The sequence below is a fragment of the Niabella agricola genome (assembly GCF_021538615.1).
Taxonomy (GTDB): Bacteria; Bacteroidota; Bacteroidia; order Chitinophagales; family Chitinophagaceae; genus Niabella; species Niabella agricola.
In genome coordinates, this window is the sequence record NZ_JAJHIZ010000003.1 from 958,890 (window position 1) to 977,553 (window position 18,664).

An 18,664-nucleotide genomic window follows, 5' to 3' on the forward strand; every position below is an offset into this window, starting at 1 on the left:
GTATTCATTTTTTCAGTTACGCTCCGTCGCGCAGATCGAGGGTACTCCAGTAAGCAATCGGTTAATAAACGACTGAAGTATACGCCGCGGTTGAGCACACGATCAAAGCATTCCTGCTGATTAGAAAGAACCCTGCACACAACGGGAATGGCAAACACTTGATTAAAGCTGCAGGATGCACGAATAAATAAAACTTGCGGGATATAACTGTCCTGTACTTACCTGCAGGAGCAGCTGTACCCAACGTCTTTACGCTGTTACAACTTGTGTGGTATGTTTGTTAGCGGGTTGTTCAGGGAGTGGTAAACCCGTATTTCTTATAAATCCTTTTTGCTGCTGCACTTTGCAGGAACTGCATAAAGTCTTTTGCTGCCTGCGGATGCGGCGCTGTCTTCAGCCGGCCCGCCATATAGGTTGCCTGGATATTTTCCTCGTCCGGGATGGGAATCAGCTCTACCGGATGCTGTAACAAGGTTTGGTAATAGGCTTCAGAATACCAAACCGGCCCTGCGTCACTTTTCTGATAAAGGATCTGCATGGGCGTTTGCCGGTGATGGATCTGGGTGAGCCAGGTGCTGCCGTCCTTTACTTTATTCTCCATAATTACCTGTTTTAGCGCCTCGCCGCCGGCCTTTACATAGGCCGCCTCTATCCGCTTGCCGATTCCTTCAAACTCCGGGTTGGGCATCACGACCTGCACATCCTTTCTTCCCAGGTCTTTCAGTCCTTTTATGTTTTTCGGGTTTCCTTTCTGTACCATAATGGCCAGTTTATTATACGCATAGGCTGCGGTATCGCTGAACAAGGGTGTCATTATATCGATCCGGCTTTTACCGGCCGTGTATACATCCGGCTTCAGGGTAATACGCAGGTTACCCATGGTTAAAGAGCCGGTTTCAATCTGTTTTGCCAGGATACCGGGCGGCAGTGTTTCTGCAAAAACCCGTGTGTAACGGGGATACGCCTTCTTAAATGCCGCAATCAATTCATCGATACACATAAACTGGTTGCCCGCAAAAAATACAACCAGCTGCGGGTCATGAATATCTCCAAACAGATCCGGTACATTATCCACACCGGGTACAGTAAACATAACCCCACTCGGGGGTGGTGTATTCCAGGGTGGGTCAAAACGATGTTCCTGCGCCACTGCAGCTTCTATAAACAGCTGGCAGGCTGCCAGCATCATGATCCATTTTTTTTTCATTGGTAATTGTTTAGTAAAATAGCGAGGTACCGTCCGCGCTTCAGGTTTCCTTGCACAGCAATAAAGCAATGGTTTCCGCTACCAGGTAGCTGTACCCGGTTTTAAAGAGTTTCAATCCCCATCCTTCCGTCAGGGCTTGATCACAGACCAGCCTTCGGCCTGACGCAGGATCAGTTCACCGTTGCCGCTGGGTACAATACCGATAAAATCGTAGATCTTTCCCCGCTCTATATTCCGTTCGTGAAGGGTATTGGCGCACTGGGCCACGATCACGCCCTTTTCTACCAGGCTTTTCAGTGCTTCTTCATATTTCCCCCCCTTCAGGAAGGCATCTGTTCCTCCGCTGAATGCCACCAGTTCGGCCTTTAGTTTTCCTTTCAACCGGGGATCGTTTAAAGCATTGTTCAGGTTCCGGATTACCTTTTCGATGATCTTCGGATCTCCGTTATCCATCTGATAAATGACCCGGTATTGCTTTTCTACGGCCACCGCACCGGTAAAGTTCCGGTTCTGCTCCTCTGCTCTTGTCAGTTGCTGCGCCTCCACCATTACGGTTAGTAACAGGCCGCCAACGACCATTAAAATCTGCTTCATATTTTTAATTTTTATTCTACGCTCATTTAGTTTGCCCTATCTGTTTTTTTACAGCCGCCTGTGCGATCTCGATCGGACCATAGGGACCGTATTTGTGCTGCTGTTCAGAAAAGCTGTCGACATAAGGGCCGTAAGGCGCATCCAGCGGCTTTTTACTTAGGATCTGCCAGTCTTCATGCTGATCAAACCGGGGGCGCGCATGGCTATTGATATACGCTGCAATATCCCAGGCCTCCTCATCCGTAAGCTGCGGATTGCGGTAGGTAGTTCCCCATGGCATATTGTTTTTTATAAAGCCAGCCATGCGGCTCAGCCGGAACAACCCGGCCCCGTCATTAAAACTATGATCCCCCCATAAAGGCGGATACAGGTAACCGGTGCCTTCCGGGTTTAGGGTTCCGCTCCCATCTGCTCCATGACAACTTACGCATTTTATCTGGTATACAGACTCCCCTCGCCGGGGATCAGCCGCCCGGTTCATGTACGGTAGTTTCATAATGGAAGTACCGGGCAATACTTTGCCTTTGGGCACCTCCTCCCCAACCCATTGAATATAGGCATAGATCGCCCGCATTTCGCGGGAAGCTGTATCCAGCTTTTCTCCGTTCAAACTCCGCTGAAAACAATCATTCACCCGCTCGTAAATATCCTGAACACCGTTATTGCGTGCCCGGTACAACGGATAGGTTGCAAACACTTTTCCAAAATTATTTCCATAAGGCACGGTACCGCCTTTAAGATGACAGTTCTGACAATTCATACCATTGGTTAATGCGGCAACGGTCCCTTTTGGTCCCAGATAATGCGCCGTGTTGGCGATCAGTTCATAACCATATTGAATTTCCCGCCCCGCTTCTGTGTAATCCGGGATCTGGTAATGATTCCAGCCCGTCCACACGCCGCCCTCCGGACGCTTTGCCGCAGCCTCTGGCTGCAAAGGCGCCGCCTCATTCGCTTTTCCGGCGCACCCGTCTTCTGCAAACAATGTTATGATCATTGCCAGAAATATCGCTGCCGGTATCCAAAACGCTTTCATGTACTGCCTTGTTTTATGAAACAAAACTAAGCAGCCACACAAAAAGGCAGAAATGAATAAAGACAATCGGCCATAACTTAAAGTTATAGCTGCATCAATCTACTATTCCGATAGGATATTATAGAACCAGGGGAGCGCCGTTTATTAACCGAATTTTTAGGTTATTGCTGCTCCAGCTGCGTCCGGTATTGCTGTACATGTTCGGTTACTTCAGGCCCCGGTTCGGGATACCGGATTTCTTGATAGGTTTTCAGGCGTTCCAAAAGAATCGAAGCTACAAGATAGCGGCAGATATCTTTGTCGTCCGCGGGAATCGCATACCAGGGCGCTTTTGCCGGGCTTGTATGCCGGATGGCATCTTCATAGCAGCCCATATACCGGTTCCACAGTTCCCGCTCTGCAAGGTCACCCGGGGAAAATTTCCACTGATGCTTTTCCTTTTCCAGTCGTCGCAGAAGCCGCGCCTTTTGTTCTTCCTTGCTGAGATGAAGGAAGAATTTAAACAGGATGGTGCCATTACCGATCAGCTGCTCCTCAAAATGATTGATCTGTTCGAAGCGCTTCTTCCAGAAATCCTTGGGAAGATCTTTTACCGCCTCGATTCCCGGCATATTTTCCTTGAGCAAATATTCCGGATGCACCCTTGTAACCAGTACATTTTCATAATGAGTCCGGTTAAATACGCCAAACTTTCCCTTTTCCGGCAATGCTATGACATGGCGCCACAGATAGTCGTGCTGCAATTCCAGTACCGAAGGGGTTTTAAAACTGTTTACCACCACCCCTCTTACATTGAACGCCTTAAACACCTGCCGGATCAGGCTGTCTTTACCTGCAGTATCCATTCCCTGTAAACATACCAATACACTGTACCGGTTGTGGGCGTACAGTTTTTCCTGGAAGGCACTCAGCTCTTTGCGGATTTCTTTCAATGCATCTTTTGCATCGGCCGCGTTGATCTTATGGGAAATATCGGTAGGGTGATCGGCCAGTTTAAAATTGTCCGACACGCTGAATTGTTTTGCGAAGCCTGTTTTCATATGCATTTCTTTGAATACGGGAAGATACGACAATCGAAATTCTAAATACAAATTTTAACAGGGAACAGGCGTTCAGCTTTTAGCTTTCAGCATTTAGCCGATCATCATGAAGCGTAAAACGGACCCAACGCGAAACTTGAACCTGGAATATCAAACCAAATCTTTCCGCCGGTTATTCCGCTTCAGGATCACCGCATGCAGGATCAATGTAAGGCTGATGATCGTAAAACCGAGGTAAAACCCGCTGTTCAGCGCTTTATTTTCTTTAAGGATGATGAACGCCATCAGAATCCCATACAATGGCTCCAGGTTGTAGGACAAGCTTACCGTAAAAGCCGAAAGCTTTTTGAGTGCGCTCATAGAAAACTGGAACGCCACAACCGAACAAAGCCAGGCCAGCACCAGCAGCCATAAAAAATCGGGCAGTGATGGCAACAAGGTAGTCACGGGAAACAGGTGTAAATACAACGGCATCACCAGGGAAAGCGTGATGAACCCGCCGGTCATCTGCCAGGTAAGCACCGTTTGCATGTTGGTGCGCTTCATGGAAGATTTGAGCAGGATCGGAAAAAGGGCTGCAAAAAAAGAGGAAATAAATCCCAATATGATCCCCAGCTTGTATTGCGCATCAAAATGGAAAATAAGATAAATTCCAAAAACAGAACAAAGTCCCAGTATCAGTTCGGTTTTCTTAATAGGCTCCCGGTTGAAAAGGGGCTCGAGAATGGCGGAGAAAAAACCAACGGCCGAAAGACAGACCAGCCCGATGGAAACATTCCCATACTTAATGGAGGCGTAAAAAAACACCCAGTGCAGAGCCGACAAAAAACCGATACCGCAGATCTTCAGCGCCTCTTTGACGGATAGTCGCTGCAATTTACCGGTGGCCCACATCAGTACCCATAACGTTACCGCCGCAATCATCAGCCGGTACCATACCAGCAATCCTTCGTTGAGAGTAATCAACTCGCCCAAAATACCCGTAAAACCCGCCAGCAGTACTGCAATATGCAATTGTAAAAACGCTTTCCTCATCCGCCTGCAAGCTAATTAAATTACAGAACTTTGATCACAAACATTCATTGCCTTATTTTTGTTAATAACAGACGTTAGCGTTTCAATAACCTTATATGCAAATAAATGTAACATCGGAAATTGGTTTATTAAAAAAATTACTGGTACACAGCCCCGACAGCGGCATCGGAAAAGTGATTCCCTCGAAAGCGCAGGACTGGTTATTTGAAGACATTGTGCACCTGGATACGATCCGGCGTAAGGAATATGATTATTATACAAAACTATTATTGTATTTCCTGGACCCCATGCTGATAAAGGGGCGCTTAAAATCGATAGACGATCCAAAAAATGATTACCGCTTTTTTAAACCAGGTAGTGCGGGCTTCCATCACTCAAAAAATGTGATCGAGATCGAGGTACTGCTGGCGGAGATACTCCGCAACGCCGCGATCCGGCAAAAACTGGTGGCTTCGGTTTGCGCCATTGAGAATTGCTCCTACCAGACGCAGGAAATGCTGCTGACACAAAAACCGGAGGAGTTGGCCCGGATCTTTATCAGCGGTACCGGCTCCAACCTGGAAATGCTGTTTCCGCCCGTGCCGAATTTCATTTTCACCCGGGATATCGGTATTGTGATAAAGGATCATATCCTTTTAAATAAGCCAGCCAAAAAGGCACGCCTGCGCGAGGCGCTGCTGATGAAATATATTTTCTTCAACCATCCGCTTTTTAAAGATTACCGGAACAAAATCATTGAGCTTTCAGACAGTCCTTATCATTTCCTGCTGCCCGTAGATGCCGATGAATACAATGTGACACTGGAAGGCGGCGATGTAATGGTGGTGAGCAGTGAGCATGTAGTGATCGGTATCAGCGAACGTACCAGTATGGCCGCGGCCCACCAGGTAGCTACCACACTTTTTAAAAAGAATATTGTAAGCAAAGTAACCCTGGTGCAGATCCCCCAGAAACGGGAGTATATGCATATCGACACGATCTTTACACAGGTAAAAAAAGACACCTGGGTAATGCTGGGTGCCTTTTCAAAAAAACAGGCTAAAAAAGAAATGAGCGACCTGATCTTAAGGGCCATTGAGGATCAGAAACCGGAAACAGCTGTTTCCATTATCCAGTTCCACAAGAATAATATTTCAAAGCCGGTGCGTTTTGCCCACCTGGAAGACCTGCTGGTAGATATCAGCAAAAAAGACCTGAAAGTAAGGGGAAAGGTGACGATCATTCACTCCGGTAACGACGAGTTCCCTTTTGATCTCCGTGAGCAATGGACCGACAGCTGTAACCTGCTGGCCCTGAAAGATGGTGTAGTGGTGGGCTATGACCGGAATGATAAAACACTGGAAGCCTTCCGGGATGAGGGTTTTGCCATTGTAGACATTAAGACACTGCTTCCGCAACTGGAAAGCGGAGCAGTAGATCCAGCAACGCTGAAAAATACATTTATAACTATTCCTTCGGCGGAACTTTCCAGAGCCCGCGGCGGCTTTCATTGTATGAGCATGCCCCTGTTGCGCGATACGATTTAGGCATGCAACGCAAAGCGCCCGCTATGTGATCGCAGCTGCGATCTTAAAATATTTTTTAATATGCAAACAACCTCCCACTTATTGATGATCCGGCCCATTGCCTTTGGCTTTAATGCCGAAACGGCCGTAAATAACGCTTTTCAAAAAGCCACCGACGACTGGGATGTAAATGAAAAGGCCCAGCAAGAGTTTGACCAGCTGGCGACCCTTCTCAGCCGTCACCAGGTTGACGTACACGTGATACAGGACCAGCCCCAGCCTTATACACCGGATTCGGTTTTTCCCAATAACTGGATCTCCATGCATAGCGACGGGCAAATCGTCCTTTACCCGATGTTTGCCGCCAACCGGAGAACAGAGCGGACCAAGGGCATCATTCATCAGTTAACAGAACAGTTCATTATTTATTCGAGGGTAGATCTTACCGGCTATGAAAAAGAGCATCGCTTCCTGGAGGGCACAGGTAGTATGGTACTGGACCGTGTGCATCAGAAGGCTTATGCCTGTCTCTCGCCCCGTACGGATGAACAGGTCTTACTTGATTTTTGCGGTGTGCTCGATTTTACGCCGGTGATCTTTCATGCAACAGATGGTAACGGCACCCCAATCTACCATACCAATGTAATGATGAGCGTGGCAGAAGATTATGCGATCATTGCTGCAGATGCGATTACCGACAAAACCGAGCGGACACAGGTATTACAGGCGCTGAAGGAAACCGGTAAGGAAATTGTACGGATCAGCCTGGAACAAATGGAGCATTTTGCCGGCAATGCCCTGCAGGTAAGAAATACGGAAGGTCAGCGGTTCCTGGTGATGTCTTCTGCCGCATACCAATCCCTTTCTGAAACACAAAAGCAACAACTGGAAACCTATAACCCTATTTTGCATACGCCGCTGACCACCATTGAGCAGAACGGAGGCGGCAGTGCCCGTTGTATGATCGCCGAAATATTTTTACCCCGGCAACCGGCACCGCATGCTCATTAAAAAACACATCTATGAAACAAGTATTTCTTTATCTCGCGGTATTATTCACAACCATTGCCGCCAATGCGCAGGATCTCTACAAAGACAGCGTCGATCATTTTATAGCGGATTACGTAAAGAACCACCAGGTGGTTACGGGCGCCGACAAACAATACTTCCGTTTTTTTCCGGTAGATGAACGTTACCGGGTGACCGCTCGTTTTCAAAAAGAAGCCAGGGGCGATTGGTTTCCTGTTCCCACTTCCAGCGGCAAACCCAAACAATACCGCGTTTACGGATGGCTGCTGTTTACGCTGAACGGGAGCCCGCAGAAACTGGCCGTTTACCAGTCGCAGTTTCTTCTGCAGAAAGAAGAATATTACGACTACCTGTTTCTGCCGTTTAAAGACGCCACCAATGGCAAAGAAAGTTATGAAACCGGCCGTTACCTGGATCTGAAAACAACCGATATCAAAAACGATGCAATAGTGCTGGATTTTAACAAGGCTTATAACCCTTATTGCGCTTATGTAAGCACTGGTTACAGCTGTCCCATTCCGCCCCGGGAAAATCATTTAAAGATTGCGGTCAATGCTGGCGAAAAACAATTTGCCCGGGCACATTAAACGCCCGCAGTGCCTTCCAGCGTCCGGCGTACTCCCTCCCGCAACGACAATGGCGCATAGTCCAGTTGCTGCTGCGCCTTAGATATATCCAATCCGCTTTTTAGCGGACGTTGTGCCAGCGCCGGCAGGTCGGCCGTGTGTACGGGTTTCAGCTGATGCGAACGGATCCCCAAAAAATCTGCCGTCTCCATCGCCATCTGAAACGGGGAACAGATTTCTTTCCCGCAAAGATGAAATACACCGGTAGCCTTTTTCTCAATGATTGCTGCAATGCCTTTGGCCAGGTCGGGCGCATAGGTAGGTGTACGTTCCTGGTCATCTGTAACAGCATAGGCCTCATGATTCCGGAGCTTTTTTGCGATCATCGTAATAAAGCAATCCCGGCCATACAGCGGCTTTCCGTAAACAAATACCGTGCGCACAATGGCCCATTCGTACGCATAGGTTTTTACGGCTTCTTCTGCTTCCAGCTTGGTACACCCGTAATAACTGATCGGGTCTGCCGGATCATCCTCGCGGTGCATACCCTGCTTCCCGTTAAAAATAAAATCGGTGGAAAGGAAAATAAAAAAACTTTTATAGTCGGCGGCGTTCAACAGCAATTGCAGGGTTCCTGCGGTGTTTATAGTATAAGCTTCCGACTGGTTTTGCTCACAATCGTCTGGTTTACTCATGGCTCCGCTGTGCACCACCACTTCCGGCTTTATCGCTTCAAAAACGGCATCCAGCATATACGGGTCCGTAAAATCCAGCTGAACAAACCGGTAGCCGGGATGTTCGCTAAAGGCCGAAAGATCCGGCGTTCTGGAAGACGCAAACACCTGATGCCCCTCCTCCAGTAATTGTTTTACCACATAGCTACCTACCAGACCATTGGAACCTGTTACCAAGATTTTCATAATACAATAATAGCAACATAAAATGGAAATACAACCTTGATTGGGATTTGAGAATTGAAATCCGGGATTTGAGACTTGAGCTGTCAGCAATCAGCGTTTAGTGTCGTGTCCAGGCCATCGAGTATGAAACGAATCTAACCTGAAACTTTAACCTGGAACATAGAACATGCACTTAAACAAAAAAAGCCCCGGCATCCCGGAGCTTTTATCTCTTTGTTATTGTATGCTGCTTATCCCAGGTAGGATTTCAGCGCACTGCTATACCGTGCTTTTTGTAATCTTTTAATAGCGCGTTCCTTTATTTGACGGATGCGCTCCTTGGTCAGGTCATATTTCTGACCAATTTGCTCAATGGTAACACCGTTTTCACCATCCAGTCCGAAATAGGCATTAACAATTTCAGCTTCTCTCGGAGAAAGGGATTTTAATACACGACGGATCTCATTGCGCAGCGAATCCTTCATTACATCATCATCGGTATCTGAGCCTCCTTCCAGCAGATCACCCATGGCCACATCCTCTGCTTCGTGTACCGGAGCATCTAATGACGTGTGACGGGTATTGCTCTGGAAGATATTATTGATTTCGGTCTCACTCATTTCCAGCAATTCAGAAAGCTCTTCGGTAGAAGGTTCCCGCTCGTGCTCCTGCTCAAATGCCATATACGCCTTATTGGCCTTGTTATAGGTACCGATCTTGTTCTGAGGTAAACGCACCAGCCGGCCCTGCTCGGCCAACGCCTGCAGGATGGACTGACGGATCCACCAAACTGCATAGGAGATAAATTTAAACCCTTGGTTTCGTCGAAACGCTGCGCAGCCTTAATCAATCCCAGGTTTCCTTCGTTAATCAGGTCGCTCAGGGAAAGGCCCTGGTGCTGATATTGCTTTGCCACGGACACTACAAAACGCAGGTTCGCCTGAACCAGCTTATCCAGCGCACGCTGATCGCCCATTTTGATCTTCTGGGCCAGTGTTGTTTCTTCTTCGGGCGTGATCATGGAGATTTTTGAAATCTCCTGGAGATATTTTTCCACCGCCTGAGAGTCACGGTTAGTAATTTGTGTAGCAATTTTTAGCTGGCGCATAATAGAATTAAATTATAAGAACCGTCCCCTGAGAGGGCCGGATTTCCGATAGAACAATATTAACAGTTTTTTAAAAACATTCAAAGATACAACAGAATTTGCGAAAAACCATTCGGTTCCCCGAAACTTCCTTGTAATATAACAGTTTTTTAGAAAGTTAGTTACAATTGATTAGGACGTTTTTTCAACAGTTTTTCCTTCGGGATACCGGCGTTTTAACCATACAATCATTGCTACTCCTGCAATGATCATCAAAAAAGAGATCAATTCAGCCTGGGTAATATGCATCCCCAGGAAGTTCATTTTTACATTCACCCGGATCTTTTCAATAAAGAACCGCTCCAACCCATTTAATATCAAATAAATACCAAAAAGCACGCCAGGTATTCCAAAACGCTTGCGAATGGCCCAGATCAGTCCGAAAAGAATCAGGCCCATGATGATTTCATAAAGCGAGGTGGGAAATACCGGAACGGGCAGGTGATTGCAGTACTTGCCGGTGCAACCGGCCAGCGGCACCCCGGCTTCATTTACATTGTGCGGAAAATCATAGGCAAAAAACCAATCGGGCAGGAAACTCAGGAAACCCGGTTTGGGAAAGAATGCATGATGTGTGGAATTGTGTGCAAAAAAACCGGCTTGCTGGGCTACCGTTGCCTGGAAATCGCTCATAGTGGCTGGAAGAACGCCTCCGTTAGCAGTGGTTTTAAACGCCGCGTTGTAAATGCCCCAGTCTCCGTCGCCCGAAACCTGGCAACCGATACGTCCCAGGCCATAGGCCAGCAGCATGACCGGAGCCATTACGTCAAGAAAATGCAGGAATGGGATCTGGTGTTTGCGGGTATACCACCAAAGCGCAATGCCGGCACAGATAAGCCCGCCGTAAAAGGTAAGCCCCGACATAGAGAAGATAGACGAAGGATCCTTAAGAAAAGAATCCCAGTTTTCAAAAGTATCGAACAATTTAGCGCCCAGCAATCCGAAGATAATGGCGATCATCGTAATCTCCCCCACCCTGTCGTGCGGCCAAACCCGGATGGTGCGGGTTTCAGGCGTAGCCAGTTTCTGCCGGTTCTTCTCGCGCCATTTAATAAAAGCAAACACGGCTCCCAGCCCGATGCCGGCCAGCAGGTTGCCCTGGGATGAAAAAATATATTCCTGTGGGTTTACCATGCTGCCCCTGGTCAGGAACAACCCAAGAATCTTGTATCCAAGTAAAAAACCAAGACCGAAGTTGGTGGCCAGTTCTGTAGCCGATGCCGGTTTTCCAACTATTACCTTTTCCTCCACCGGCCCTAGCAGTCCCTCCTTTCCTTTACGCCGCAATTCCTTCGCTAACACAACGGAGCAGATGATAAAGGCCAGTGCAACAAAAAAACCAAAGGAATTTACAAAATGCAGAAAGTTCCACTCAATACCGAAAAAGTCTTTAAAAACGTAATACAGGTTTGGATACATGTGTTAAAGTTGAGCGCAATATTACAAATATAAGGCAGGTTTCAGGTTTAAACGCTTAAAAGTTTTCCATTCAGAGGATTAGAATCTTCAATAGGCGCAAAAGAAAAGGTCCTGCATGTGCCATGTAGGACCTTTATTCGTTAAACCTTAGGGGATCAGTTGCAGTACTCGTCAAAAGCAGCGATTAGGTTCTGGGCAATCATCTGTGCGGAGCGGCCCTCGATCTGATGACGCTCGATAAAATGTACGAGCTCACCATCCTTAAACAAGGCAATAGCAGGTGAAGACGGCGGATAAGGCAGCAGGTGCTCCCGCACTTTGCTTACCGCATCAATATCAAATCCTGCAAAACTGGTGGTAAGATGATCCGGCTTTTTATCGGTATTGGCCACCGCCATCAATACACCGGGACGCGCCGTACCAGCGGAACATCCGCATACTGAGTTAATTACCAATAGATTGGTGCCTTTTTGCGCCAATGAGGCCTCTACCGCTTCCGGGGTGGAGAGATTTTCAAAACCATTATCGGTTAATTCCTCCATCATCGGGATCACTATTTCCTGTGGATACATAATTTATATAGATTTTAAAACGATAACACAAAAATAGATAAAAAGTTAAAACCAAGGGTGGCGGATGCGCCCGGTTCCTTGAATCAGCGAATCTCCGGCAGGTTTTAAAAGCTGATGCGTTGATTGTTTGCCGACTTTAACTTTCGATTGAGTGCCTGACAATAAGCACTTTCGAAAATTATATAAATGACATTATGTCAAATTAATTCAACAAATTATGCCATTATTTCCGAATCATCCAGTTGGTGTTGAATTTGATCCCTGCATATACAAATCAAAATTTTAAAACTTATTAAAACGAATAGCAATGACAAACGTAAAATTCAACGGAACTCCCTTCGAAAAAACATTGACCAGTCTGGTGGATGATTTTATAACTGAAATACCCGCCATTTTTAAGGCAGAAGTTAAAAACCCCAACACCCGCGGCTTTGTACCGGTAAATATCAAAGAAAAAGAAAACGAATACCAGATTGAAGTAGTAGCTCCCGGGTTTGAAAAAACAGATTTTAAAATCAATATTGATCAACAAATCCTTTCGATTTCTGTTGATAAAAGCGAAGAAACCACAGCCACAACAGACAAGAATATCCGCAAAGAATTCTGGACCCGGTCTTTTAAAAGAACCTTTACAGTTGATGACAAAGTGGATACAGATAAAATAGAAGCTAAATATGTTAACGGTATCTTAATAGTTACCATTCAGAAAAAGGAAAACATAAAAACAGCGTCAAAAGATATAGAAGTTCTTTAATGATCAAAAAAGTATAAAAATTTTTCTCATAAGCAGTTAGTTTTGGTTTAGAGCCCGTTGTTTCTACAATGGGCTTTTTTTATTTCGCACTGAAAATGAACCTTATTTCCTTCCAGTTCGTCATAATCCAGTAAATTCGCAAATCATTTTAACCGCCCATTATGATCATGCTCAAAAAAATAATATTTTTTACAGCATTTATGCTTTCCGCATTTGGAGCGCTCAATGCCCAGGTTACAAATGACTCGGTAAATCTTCCATCTATCAACACCAATATTTACCGTCATGCAGACACTGCTTTGAGGATCATCAACCTCAATCCATTTTTTTCATTGCATGTAGACTCCAGTCTTTCTTATAAACTCCAGATCAATAAACCGGTTAAAAGTTACTACTGGTTCCTGAAAGACGCACCTACCGGGTTAAGAATCGATAAGGATAACGGCACGCTTTCCTTTAAAGCCAATAAGTCGTTATTTATGGCGGGGCGGCTAAAATATGATACCAAGTACCCCGTACAGATTGGCGTGCAGAGCCTTTCGGATCCCAATGACCGCGTAGATACCTCGTTTACTATTTCCTTTTACAGTACGGATATTATTTTTCCTCGCGTAAAACCATCGGTGGTAAGCCCTGTATATGTAGAAGAAGGAAATAAGCTGGCATTTAATATCCTTTGTGACAACGGAAACTTTTCAATTGAGCGGATTCTGGTATCCAGCAATATATCAATCGGAAACTTTAAACTACCCAAATCCTGCGACGACACTTTTGAATGGGCTCCCGGTTATGATTTTGTAAGTGAAAAAGACTCAGCGCAGGTCAAGATCGTGAACCTGATGTTTATCGGTACCACACAGTTCAATTTTACCGATACTGCCCGGGTACGGGTAGTGGTGCGGAATGCCCTGAACTTTGATATTGCTACCAGAGAATATAACGACGCTGCCGAAAATATGAACCGCTGGTTATTGCGGTACAAATATACCTTCCTGCAACTGGACAAAAAGTTGAAGAATACCAAAAGCTGGAGATCTGGATTTGATATTACCACTGCCACTACTACCTTAACGGGAACAGTGCTGGCCACTACGGCTGATCCAAAAAATGACAAGGATAAAGGTAAGGCCAATACAGGCAAAATTCTTCCCAGCATTGGTGTGGTCGCCCTGCCGGTAAAAGAAGCCGCGGCCCCTGTAAAAAATGTAGAACAGAACCAGGCCACCCTCCTTCGTGCTAACATCAAACGCCTGGAATATGTGCTTTTCGACAATAAGCTGTCGAGTGATCGCGATCCAAATATTGCTGTTAAAACTGAAACGCTAAAAAAAGAGTTGCGGCAAAGCCAGACTCAGTTAGCAGAAGTTCCTACTGAAATAGCCGAAACCATGTCGGAGGAGCAGATCAATAAATACTTTGACAGTCCCCGGGTACAACGTAAATATCGTTTAAAATAGCGGCGGTTAAGCACTACATTCTAAATAGCAACGCGAAATTTTAAATTCTCAAACCCAAAACCCAGCCCCGGAGATTGGGTTTAAGAACGCAAAAGAAGAAATAACAGGAGCCAGCTACTTACCTTCCAGGGCAATCGTTAAAAATCACTAAAAACCCTACTGTCCCGCATCGGTCAACCAGGACTCTGATCATTAAAAACCAGTTTGAATACGTGGCTCAGGAACAACTGGCCAGTCGTTTTATCGTGGCAAAGAACTCCCATTATCAGGAGTAAAGAATGGAATATTTTACACATTGCCTGGGATTTACTAACCCTGTCTTTTTAGCTTTTATCCCTCAGACTCATTCCGTTTTTCACCCAGCTTTAGGTTTGCAACAGACGCAATATAATAAAACGATTTCCCGGAATTTTAAGATTTGAGCGTAGGGATCCGGAAGGAGAACATAGAATGTCGTATACAGGCCACAGATCTTGAAATTTAGGCAAAAGCCGATGTGGAAATCTCCAACCGAAATTAATTCCATTAACTTCGTCTTGGCCGTTTTTGGCGCAGTTTCTGTTTTTATAGTGTTGATATTCCAATTTTCGCTCTCCAAATTATTGTCTTATGGAACAAAAAACAGAAATGACCACCCTCACCAAGGTGTTAGAAAAATTAAAGCAACGCGGAATCGACCAGGAGATTACCATGAATGATCAGAAACAGATGGTTTCAGAAAAAAACCAGCGGGTGTATCAGCCGGAAGATCTGCTTATTATCCGCACTTTCCGCTTCGAGGATGAATCAGATCCGGATAACAACACGGTGCTTTATGTAACCCAGGACCCACAGGGCTCCCGGGCCTATATATTGGATGTATACGGCCCCTACAGCAATCATGAAGGACCGGAGTTTGACGACTTTATTAAAAAGATCCCCATGGCCGAACGGGAAGAACAGGAACTGTTTGAATAAAAGCAGATCCTCATATATAATAAAAGGATCGCAAGGCTGCGGTCCTTTTTATTTATGTTTCCGCTTTACATCTTTTCCATGCTTCTTTTTCAGATCTTCCTCAGAAGAAGGAGGATGCGGAAAGCCGGGCATATCCTGATCAATCCTCGGGTCATTACTTTTTTCTACCTCTTCCTTTTTATCGATCGGGCCGGGGTGCTTATGTTTTTTAAGGGTCGTCATATTACTGTTTTTATAATACGGTTAAATATGATGCCAAACAACTGATTAACCCCTATTTAAATGCAAATATTTTGTCGTCGCTGATCACAAAATAATCCGCCCCCATCCGCTTTTCAAATGTTGTACAGAGGCCCGTAAACGCACTAAATGCCGGCAGCAATAAATGACAGGTATCATATACAAAACAGGGAAGACAGAGTGATTGCCGGGCTTTTCCGGAGAGCTGATAACCGGGGTGTATATGGCCGGATATTATAAGCCGCTCGTTCTGCAGTTTGTCCATGGCATGCACAAAATGAAAAGGAGCTACAACATGTTCCGGATCGGTAACCCGTATCGCCAGGTCGCCGTAATCAACAGGCATATGCCGGTCATGATTTCCCGGAACCAATACAAACGCTAATTCCTTATACGATTGCCGCCAGTTTTTAAAAATAAGCACATCCTTATTAAACTGATGATGAAACATATCTCCAGCCACCAATACCTGTTCCGGCTTAAACTGTTCAATTAACCCTGCAAGGCGTTTCAGGTCATCTTCCATTACCCCTGTAGAAACCGGAATACCATGTGCCCTGAAGTAACCGGTTTTACCAAGATGCAGATCGGCCAGTATCAACATTTTTTGGGCGGGCCAGTATGCAGCCCTGGCCGCCGACAGGATAATGATTTCGTCTTTATAATGTATTGTTATTGTATTCCTTCCCGGCATGCTTTTTCTTTGTTTTATTTGCTTCTTCCTGCATCCGCCGGATCTTTGCATCCAGCTCTTCGCTGCTCAGGTTCTGACGCAAGCTGTCTACTTTTATTGGAAAGCTTAACGGTGTAAACGCCCCTGCCTTCACAATCACGATCCGACTTCTCAGTATCCGCTGCAGGGCGGCCATCAGCCGTGGTTCTTCCAGTTGCTGATAAAACACTTCGTCAAACGCCTGTCTTAATAACAGGTTCTGCGGGTCATATTGTTCAAAAATTCGGAAGATCAATCCTGAAGAAGACTGAAGATTTTTGTTATTCTTTAAATGCCCTGCATAATTGCGCATCACCAGTCCAGCAATAACCGAAATATCGCGGAATTTACGACCCGCCATCTCTGCAGCATTGATGCTTTTGCTGATATCCGCCGTCAGGTTTTCTGTTGAAAAGATTGTTTTAAGTTGTTCACCGGTAAGTTCCAGTGGCTGGTCGCTCAGCAGCTCAAAGCCATAATCATTCATCGCCATGGAAAAGCTAATGGGTTGTACCCTGCTAAAGCGGTACGCCACCAATGCCGCCATCACCTCATGCACCAACCGTCCTTCAAAAGGGTACATATAAATGTGATGGCCGTCTTTTGTTTCGATCTGTTCCACCAGGAATTCATCTTCCCGGGGTACATGCGAAACGGCCTGTTGTTGTACAAACAACGGATGCAATGCTTTAAGTTCTTTATCACCAGCGGTGGGGTTCAGCGCACTGCTATACTTATGCCGCAATAACGCACTTAAATTAGAAGAAAGCGGCAGGCGTCCGCCCATCCAGCTGGGTGTAATGGCCCGCTTGGCCTTGCTGTGGCGCACAAGAACGGTAAGGTCGCGGATCATTACAAATTCCACGACCTTACCGGCCAAACCGAAGGTATCGCCGGGCAACAGGCGGGCTACAAAATACTCCTCAACCATACCGATATACCCCCCCGACACATATTTTACCTTCAGCATGGGGTCGCTAACGATCACCCCCAGGTTCATACGGTGCATCATGGCGATCTTACGGCTTTTAACCACATAGAGCCCCTGTTCTATCACTACTTTCTGAAACTCATCATACGCGTGCAGTACTTCCCCACCCCTGGTTACAAACTGCAGCATCCAGCGCCACTCCTCCGGTTCCAAACCGGCAAAACAATAGGTCTGCCGTACTTCTTCAAACAGCTCCTTTTCCCTGAAACCCTCTCCTACGGCCAATGTTACCAGATATTGCACCAATACATCAAACGTGAGCAAAAGCGGTACACGGCTTTCAATGATCTTTTCTCTGGCCGCCTCCTTAAGGGCGGCTGCCTCCACCAGCTCCAGGGAATGTGTTGGCAAAAAATAGATTTTTGAAGTTTCAAAGGGAGAATGGCCGCTGCGCCCAGCTCTTTGTAAAAACCGCGCCACGCCTTTAGGAGAGCCGATCTGTATCACGGTATCCACCGGCTTAAAATCCACGCCGAGGTCCAGTGACGAAGTGCAGATTACTACTTTTAGCTGGCCGGTATGCAGCCGCTCTTCGATCCAGGAACGCAATTCCGCATCCACGGAACCGTGGTGCAATGCCAGCTGTCCGGCCAGATCGGGCGCCGCACTCAGTAATACCTGGTACCATAATTCCGATTGTCCCCGGGTATTGGTAAAAATAAGGGTGGTCTTACTTTCCGCGATCACCGGCAACAAGCGGTCTGCCAACCGGGTTCCCAGATGGCCAGCCCAGGGCAACTCCTCAATTTTGTCCGGGATAATGGAAATGATTTCCGTTCTTTTTTCTTCTTTAGCCCGGATCATGACCCGGCGTGTTGTCTTATCCGGCAGCAATACATCCAGCGCTTCGTCTGTATTGCCGATGGTGGCCGATATACCCCATATCTTAACTCCCGGCGCTATCCGTTTCAGCCGGGCGATGGCCAGCTCTGTTAATACGCCTCTTTTACTTCCCAGTAGTTCATGCCATTCGTCTACAGCGATGCATTGCAGGGATCTGAAGAGTGCCGTATTATTTTTCTGCGCAAACAACAGGTGCATGCTTTCCGGGGTAATGATGAGTACCTCCGGCATTTTCTTCTTCTGGCGCTGGCGCTCCGCCACCGGGGTATCTCCGCTCCGGACACCTACTTCCCAATCGAGTCCGATTTCTTCCAGGGCGGTTTTCATGGCCCTGCCCAGGTCTTTTGCCAGGGAACGCAATGGTGTCACCCACAGCAATTTCAGTCCGTTTCCATAGCGCTCCGGATGATTCAGATAGTGAATCACCAGGGCCAGGAATACAGAAAAGGTTTTACCAAAACCCGTTGGGGCAATCACCAGGCCGGAATATCCTTCCTGGAATTTCTTCCAGGTCTGTTTTTGAAAATGAAAGGGGCTCCTGGAAGCCTGCTGCATCCATTCCCTGACAATCTGATATCCATCGGAGCTTTCAAAACGCGCCACAACATATTCTTTTTACCGGATGTTCCAAGTGCTCTCAATTCATCTTAAATTGAGGACG

At 46.4% G+C, this 18,664-nt stretch carries 18 protein-coding genes and 1 pseudogene; 6 read left to right on the top strand and 13 right to left on the bottom strand.

Going from position 1 to position 18,664, the window contains the following annotated elements; translation table 11 throughout:
• Positions 1-292: 292 nt before the first annotated feature.
• The 5 genes from LL912_RS09385 to LL912_RS09405 form a co-directional block, all read right to left on the bottom strand.
• The gene (locus LL912_RS09385; RefSeq protein WP_235553326.1) at positions 293-1,207 is read right to left on the bottom strand and encodes a molybdate ABC transporter substrate-binding protein; all 915 of its coding nucleotides are present in this window, start codon (positions 1,205-1,207) and stop codon (positions 293-295) included.
• Between the two features lie 129 nt (positions 1,208-1,336).
• Positions 1,337-1,801 (bottom strand): DsrE family protein, encoded by a 465-nt coding sequence (locus tag LL912_RS09390; RefSeq protein ID WP_235553327.1) that lies wholly within the window; start codon positions 1,799-1,801, stop codon positions 1,337-1,339.
• Between the two features lie 22 nt (positions 1,802-1,823).
• The gene (locus LL912_RS09395) at positions 1,824-2,837 is read right to left on the bottom strand and encodes a c-type cytochrome (RefSeq protein ID WP_235553328.1); all 1,014 of its coding nucleotides are present in this window, start codon (positions 2,835-2,837) and stop codon (positions 1,824-1,826) included.
• Positions 2,838-2,998: 161 nt separating this feature from the next.
• A complete protein-coding gene (locus LL912_RS09400; RefSeq protein WP_235553329.1) occupies positions 2,999-3,877 on the bottom strand; it encodes a PPK2 family polyphosphate kinase in 879 nt (292 codons plus the stop codon).
• A 150-nt stretch (positions 3,878-4,027) separates the two neighbouring features.
• Entirely contained in the window at positions 4,028-4,912 is an 885-nt protein-coding gene (locus tag LL912_RS09405; RefSeq protein WP_235553330.1) for a DMT family transporter, read from the bottom strand.
• Between the two features lie 95 nt (positions 4,913-5,007).
• Here LL912_RS09405 and LL912_RS09410 point away from each other — a divergent pair, with 95 nt between their 5' ends.
• From LL912_RS09410 to LL912_RS09420, 3 genes are read left to right on the top strand one after another with little or no spacing between them, the layout of a single operon-like run.
• Positions 5,008-6,438, top strand: coding sequence for an arginine deiminase family protein (locus tag LL912_RS09410; protein ID WP_235553331.1), 1,431 nt, complete (start codon positions 5,008-5,010; stop codon positions 6,436-6,438).
• A gap of 60 nt (positions 6,439-6,498) precedes the next feature.
• The gene (gene ctlX / locus LL912_RS09415) at positions 6,499-7,428 is read left to right on the top strand and encodes a citrulline utilization hydrolase CtlX (RefSeq protein ID WP_235553332.1); all 930 of its coding nucleotides are present in this window, start codon (positions 6,499-6,501) and stop codon (positions 7,426-7,428) included.
• A gap of 11 nt (positions 7,429-7,439) precedes the next feature.
• Complete coding sequence (locus LL912_RS09420; protein WP_235553333.1) at positions 7,440-8,033, top strand: DUF1684 domain-containing protein; 594 nt, start codon at positions 7,440-7,442, stop codon at positions 8,031-8,033.
• Here the strand turns inward: LL912_RS09420 and LL912_RS09425 are convergent.
• The 5 genes and pseudogenes from LL912_RS09425 to LL912_RS09445 form a co-directional block, all read right to left on the bottom strand.
• Positions 8,030-8,932, bottom strand: a complete 903-nt coding sequence (locus LL912_RS09425; protein WP_235553334.1) for an SDR family oxidoreductase — start codon at positions 8,930-8,932, stop codon at positions 8,030-8,032. The genes LL912_RS09420 and LL912_RS09425 overlap by 4 nt on opposite strands.
• 230 nt (positions 8,933-9,162) lie before the next feature.
• Positions 9,163-9,669 carry a sigma-70 family RNA polymerase sigma factor gene (locus LL912_RS26205; protein ID WP_235553335.1) on the bottom strand — a complete coding sequence of 169 codons (507 nt, stop codon included), beginning with the start codon at positions 9,667-9,669 and terminating at the stop codon, positions 9,163-9,165.
• 104 nt (positions 9,670-9,773) lie between these two features.
• Positions 9,774-10,019 (bottom strand): annotated as a pseudogene (locus tag LL912_RS26210) (sigma-70 factor domain-containing protein); the annotation flags it as partial.
• A gap of 171 nt (positions 10,020-10,190) precedes the next feature.
• Positions 10,191-11,477 (bottom strand): prolipoprotein diacylglyceryl transferase, encoded by a 1,287-nt coding sequence (locus tag LL912_RS09440; RefSeq protein WP_235553336.1) that lies wholly within the window; start codon positions 11,475-11,477, stop codon positions 10,191-10,193.
• Between the two features lie 155 nt (positions 11,478-11,632).
• Positions 11,633-12,049, bottom strand: coding sequence for a BrxA/BrxB family bacilliredoxin (locus LL912_RS09445; protein ID WP_235553337.1), 417 nt, complete (start codon positions 12,047-12,049; stop codon positions 11,633-11,635).
• Between the two features lie 307 nt (positions 12,050-12,356).
• Between LL912_RS09445 and LL912_RS09450 the strand changes: the two genes are divergently transcribed.
• The 3 genes from LL912_RS09450 to LL912_RS09460 all read left to right on the top strand — a co-directional run bounded on the left by LL912_RS09450 (position 12,357) and on the right by LL912_RS09460 (position 15,217).
• On the top strand, positions 12,357-12,803 hold the full coding sequence (locus LL912_RS09450; RefSeq protein WP_235553338.1) for an Hsp20/alpha crystallin family protein: 447 nt from the start codon (positions 12,357-12,359) through the stop codon (positions 12,801-12,803).
• A gap of 161 nt (positions 12,804-12,964) precedes the next feature.
• The gene (locus LL912_RS09455; protein ID WP_235553339.1) at positions 12,965-14,260 is read left to right on the top strand and encodes a hypothetical protein; all 1,296 of its coding nucleotides are present in this window, start codon (positions 12,965-12,967) and stop codon (positions 14,258-14,260) included.
• 609 nt (positions 14,261-14,869) lie between these two features.
• Complete coding sequence (locus LL912_RS09460; RefSeq protein WP_235553340.1) at positions 14,870-15,217, top strand: hypothetical protein; 348 nt, start codon at positions 14,870-14,872, stop codon at positions 15,215-15,217.
• Between the two features lie 48 nt (positions 15,218-15,265).
• On the opposite strand, the gene LL912_RS09465 is transcribed toward LL912_RS09460, so the two are convergent.
• Genes LL912_RS09465 through LL912_RS09475 form a run of 3 tightly spaced genes read right to left on the bottom strand, consistent with a single transcriptional unit; the run spans position 15,266 to position 18,606 of the window.
• Complete coding sequence (locus tag LL912_RS09465) at positions 15,266-15,439, bottom strand: hypothetical protein (RefSeq protein ID WP_235553341.1); 174 nt, start codon at positions 15,437-15,439, stop codon at positions 15,266-15,268.
• A 52-nt stretch (positions 15,440-15,491) separates the two neighbouring features.
• Positions 15,492-16,151: a ligase-associated DNA damage response endonuclease PdeM gene (gene pdeM / locus LL912_RS09470; RefSeq protein ID WP_235553342.1), complete on the bottom strand. Its 660-nt coding sequence runs from the start codon at positions 16,149-16,151 to the stop codon at positions 15,492-15,494.
• A complete protein-coding gene (locus tag LL912_RS09475; protein WP_235553343.1) occupies positions 16,117-18,606 on the bottom strand; it encodes a ligase-associated DNA damage response DEXH box helicase in 2,490 nt (829 codons plus the stop codon). Before LL912_RS09475 ends, pdeM begins: the two co-directional genes overlap by 35 nt.
• Positions 18,607-18,664 lie beyond the last annotated feature (58 nt).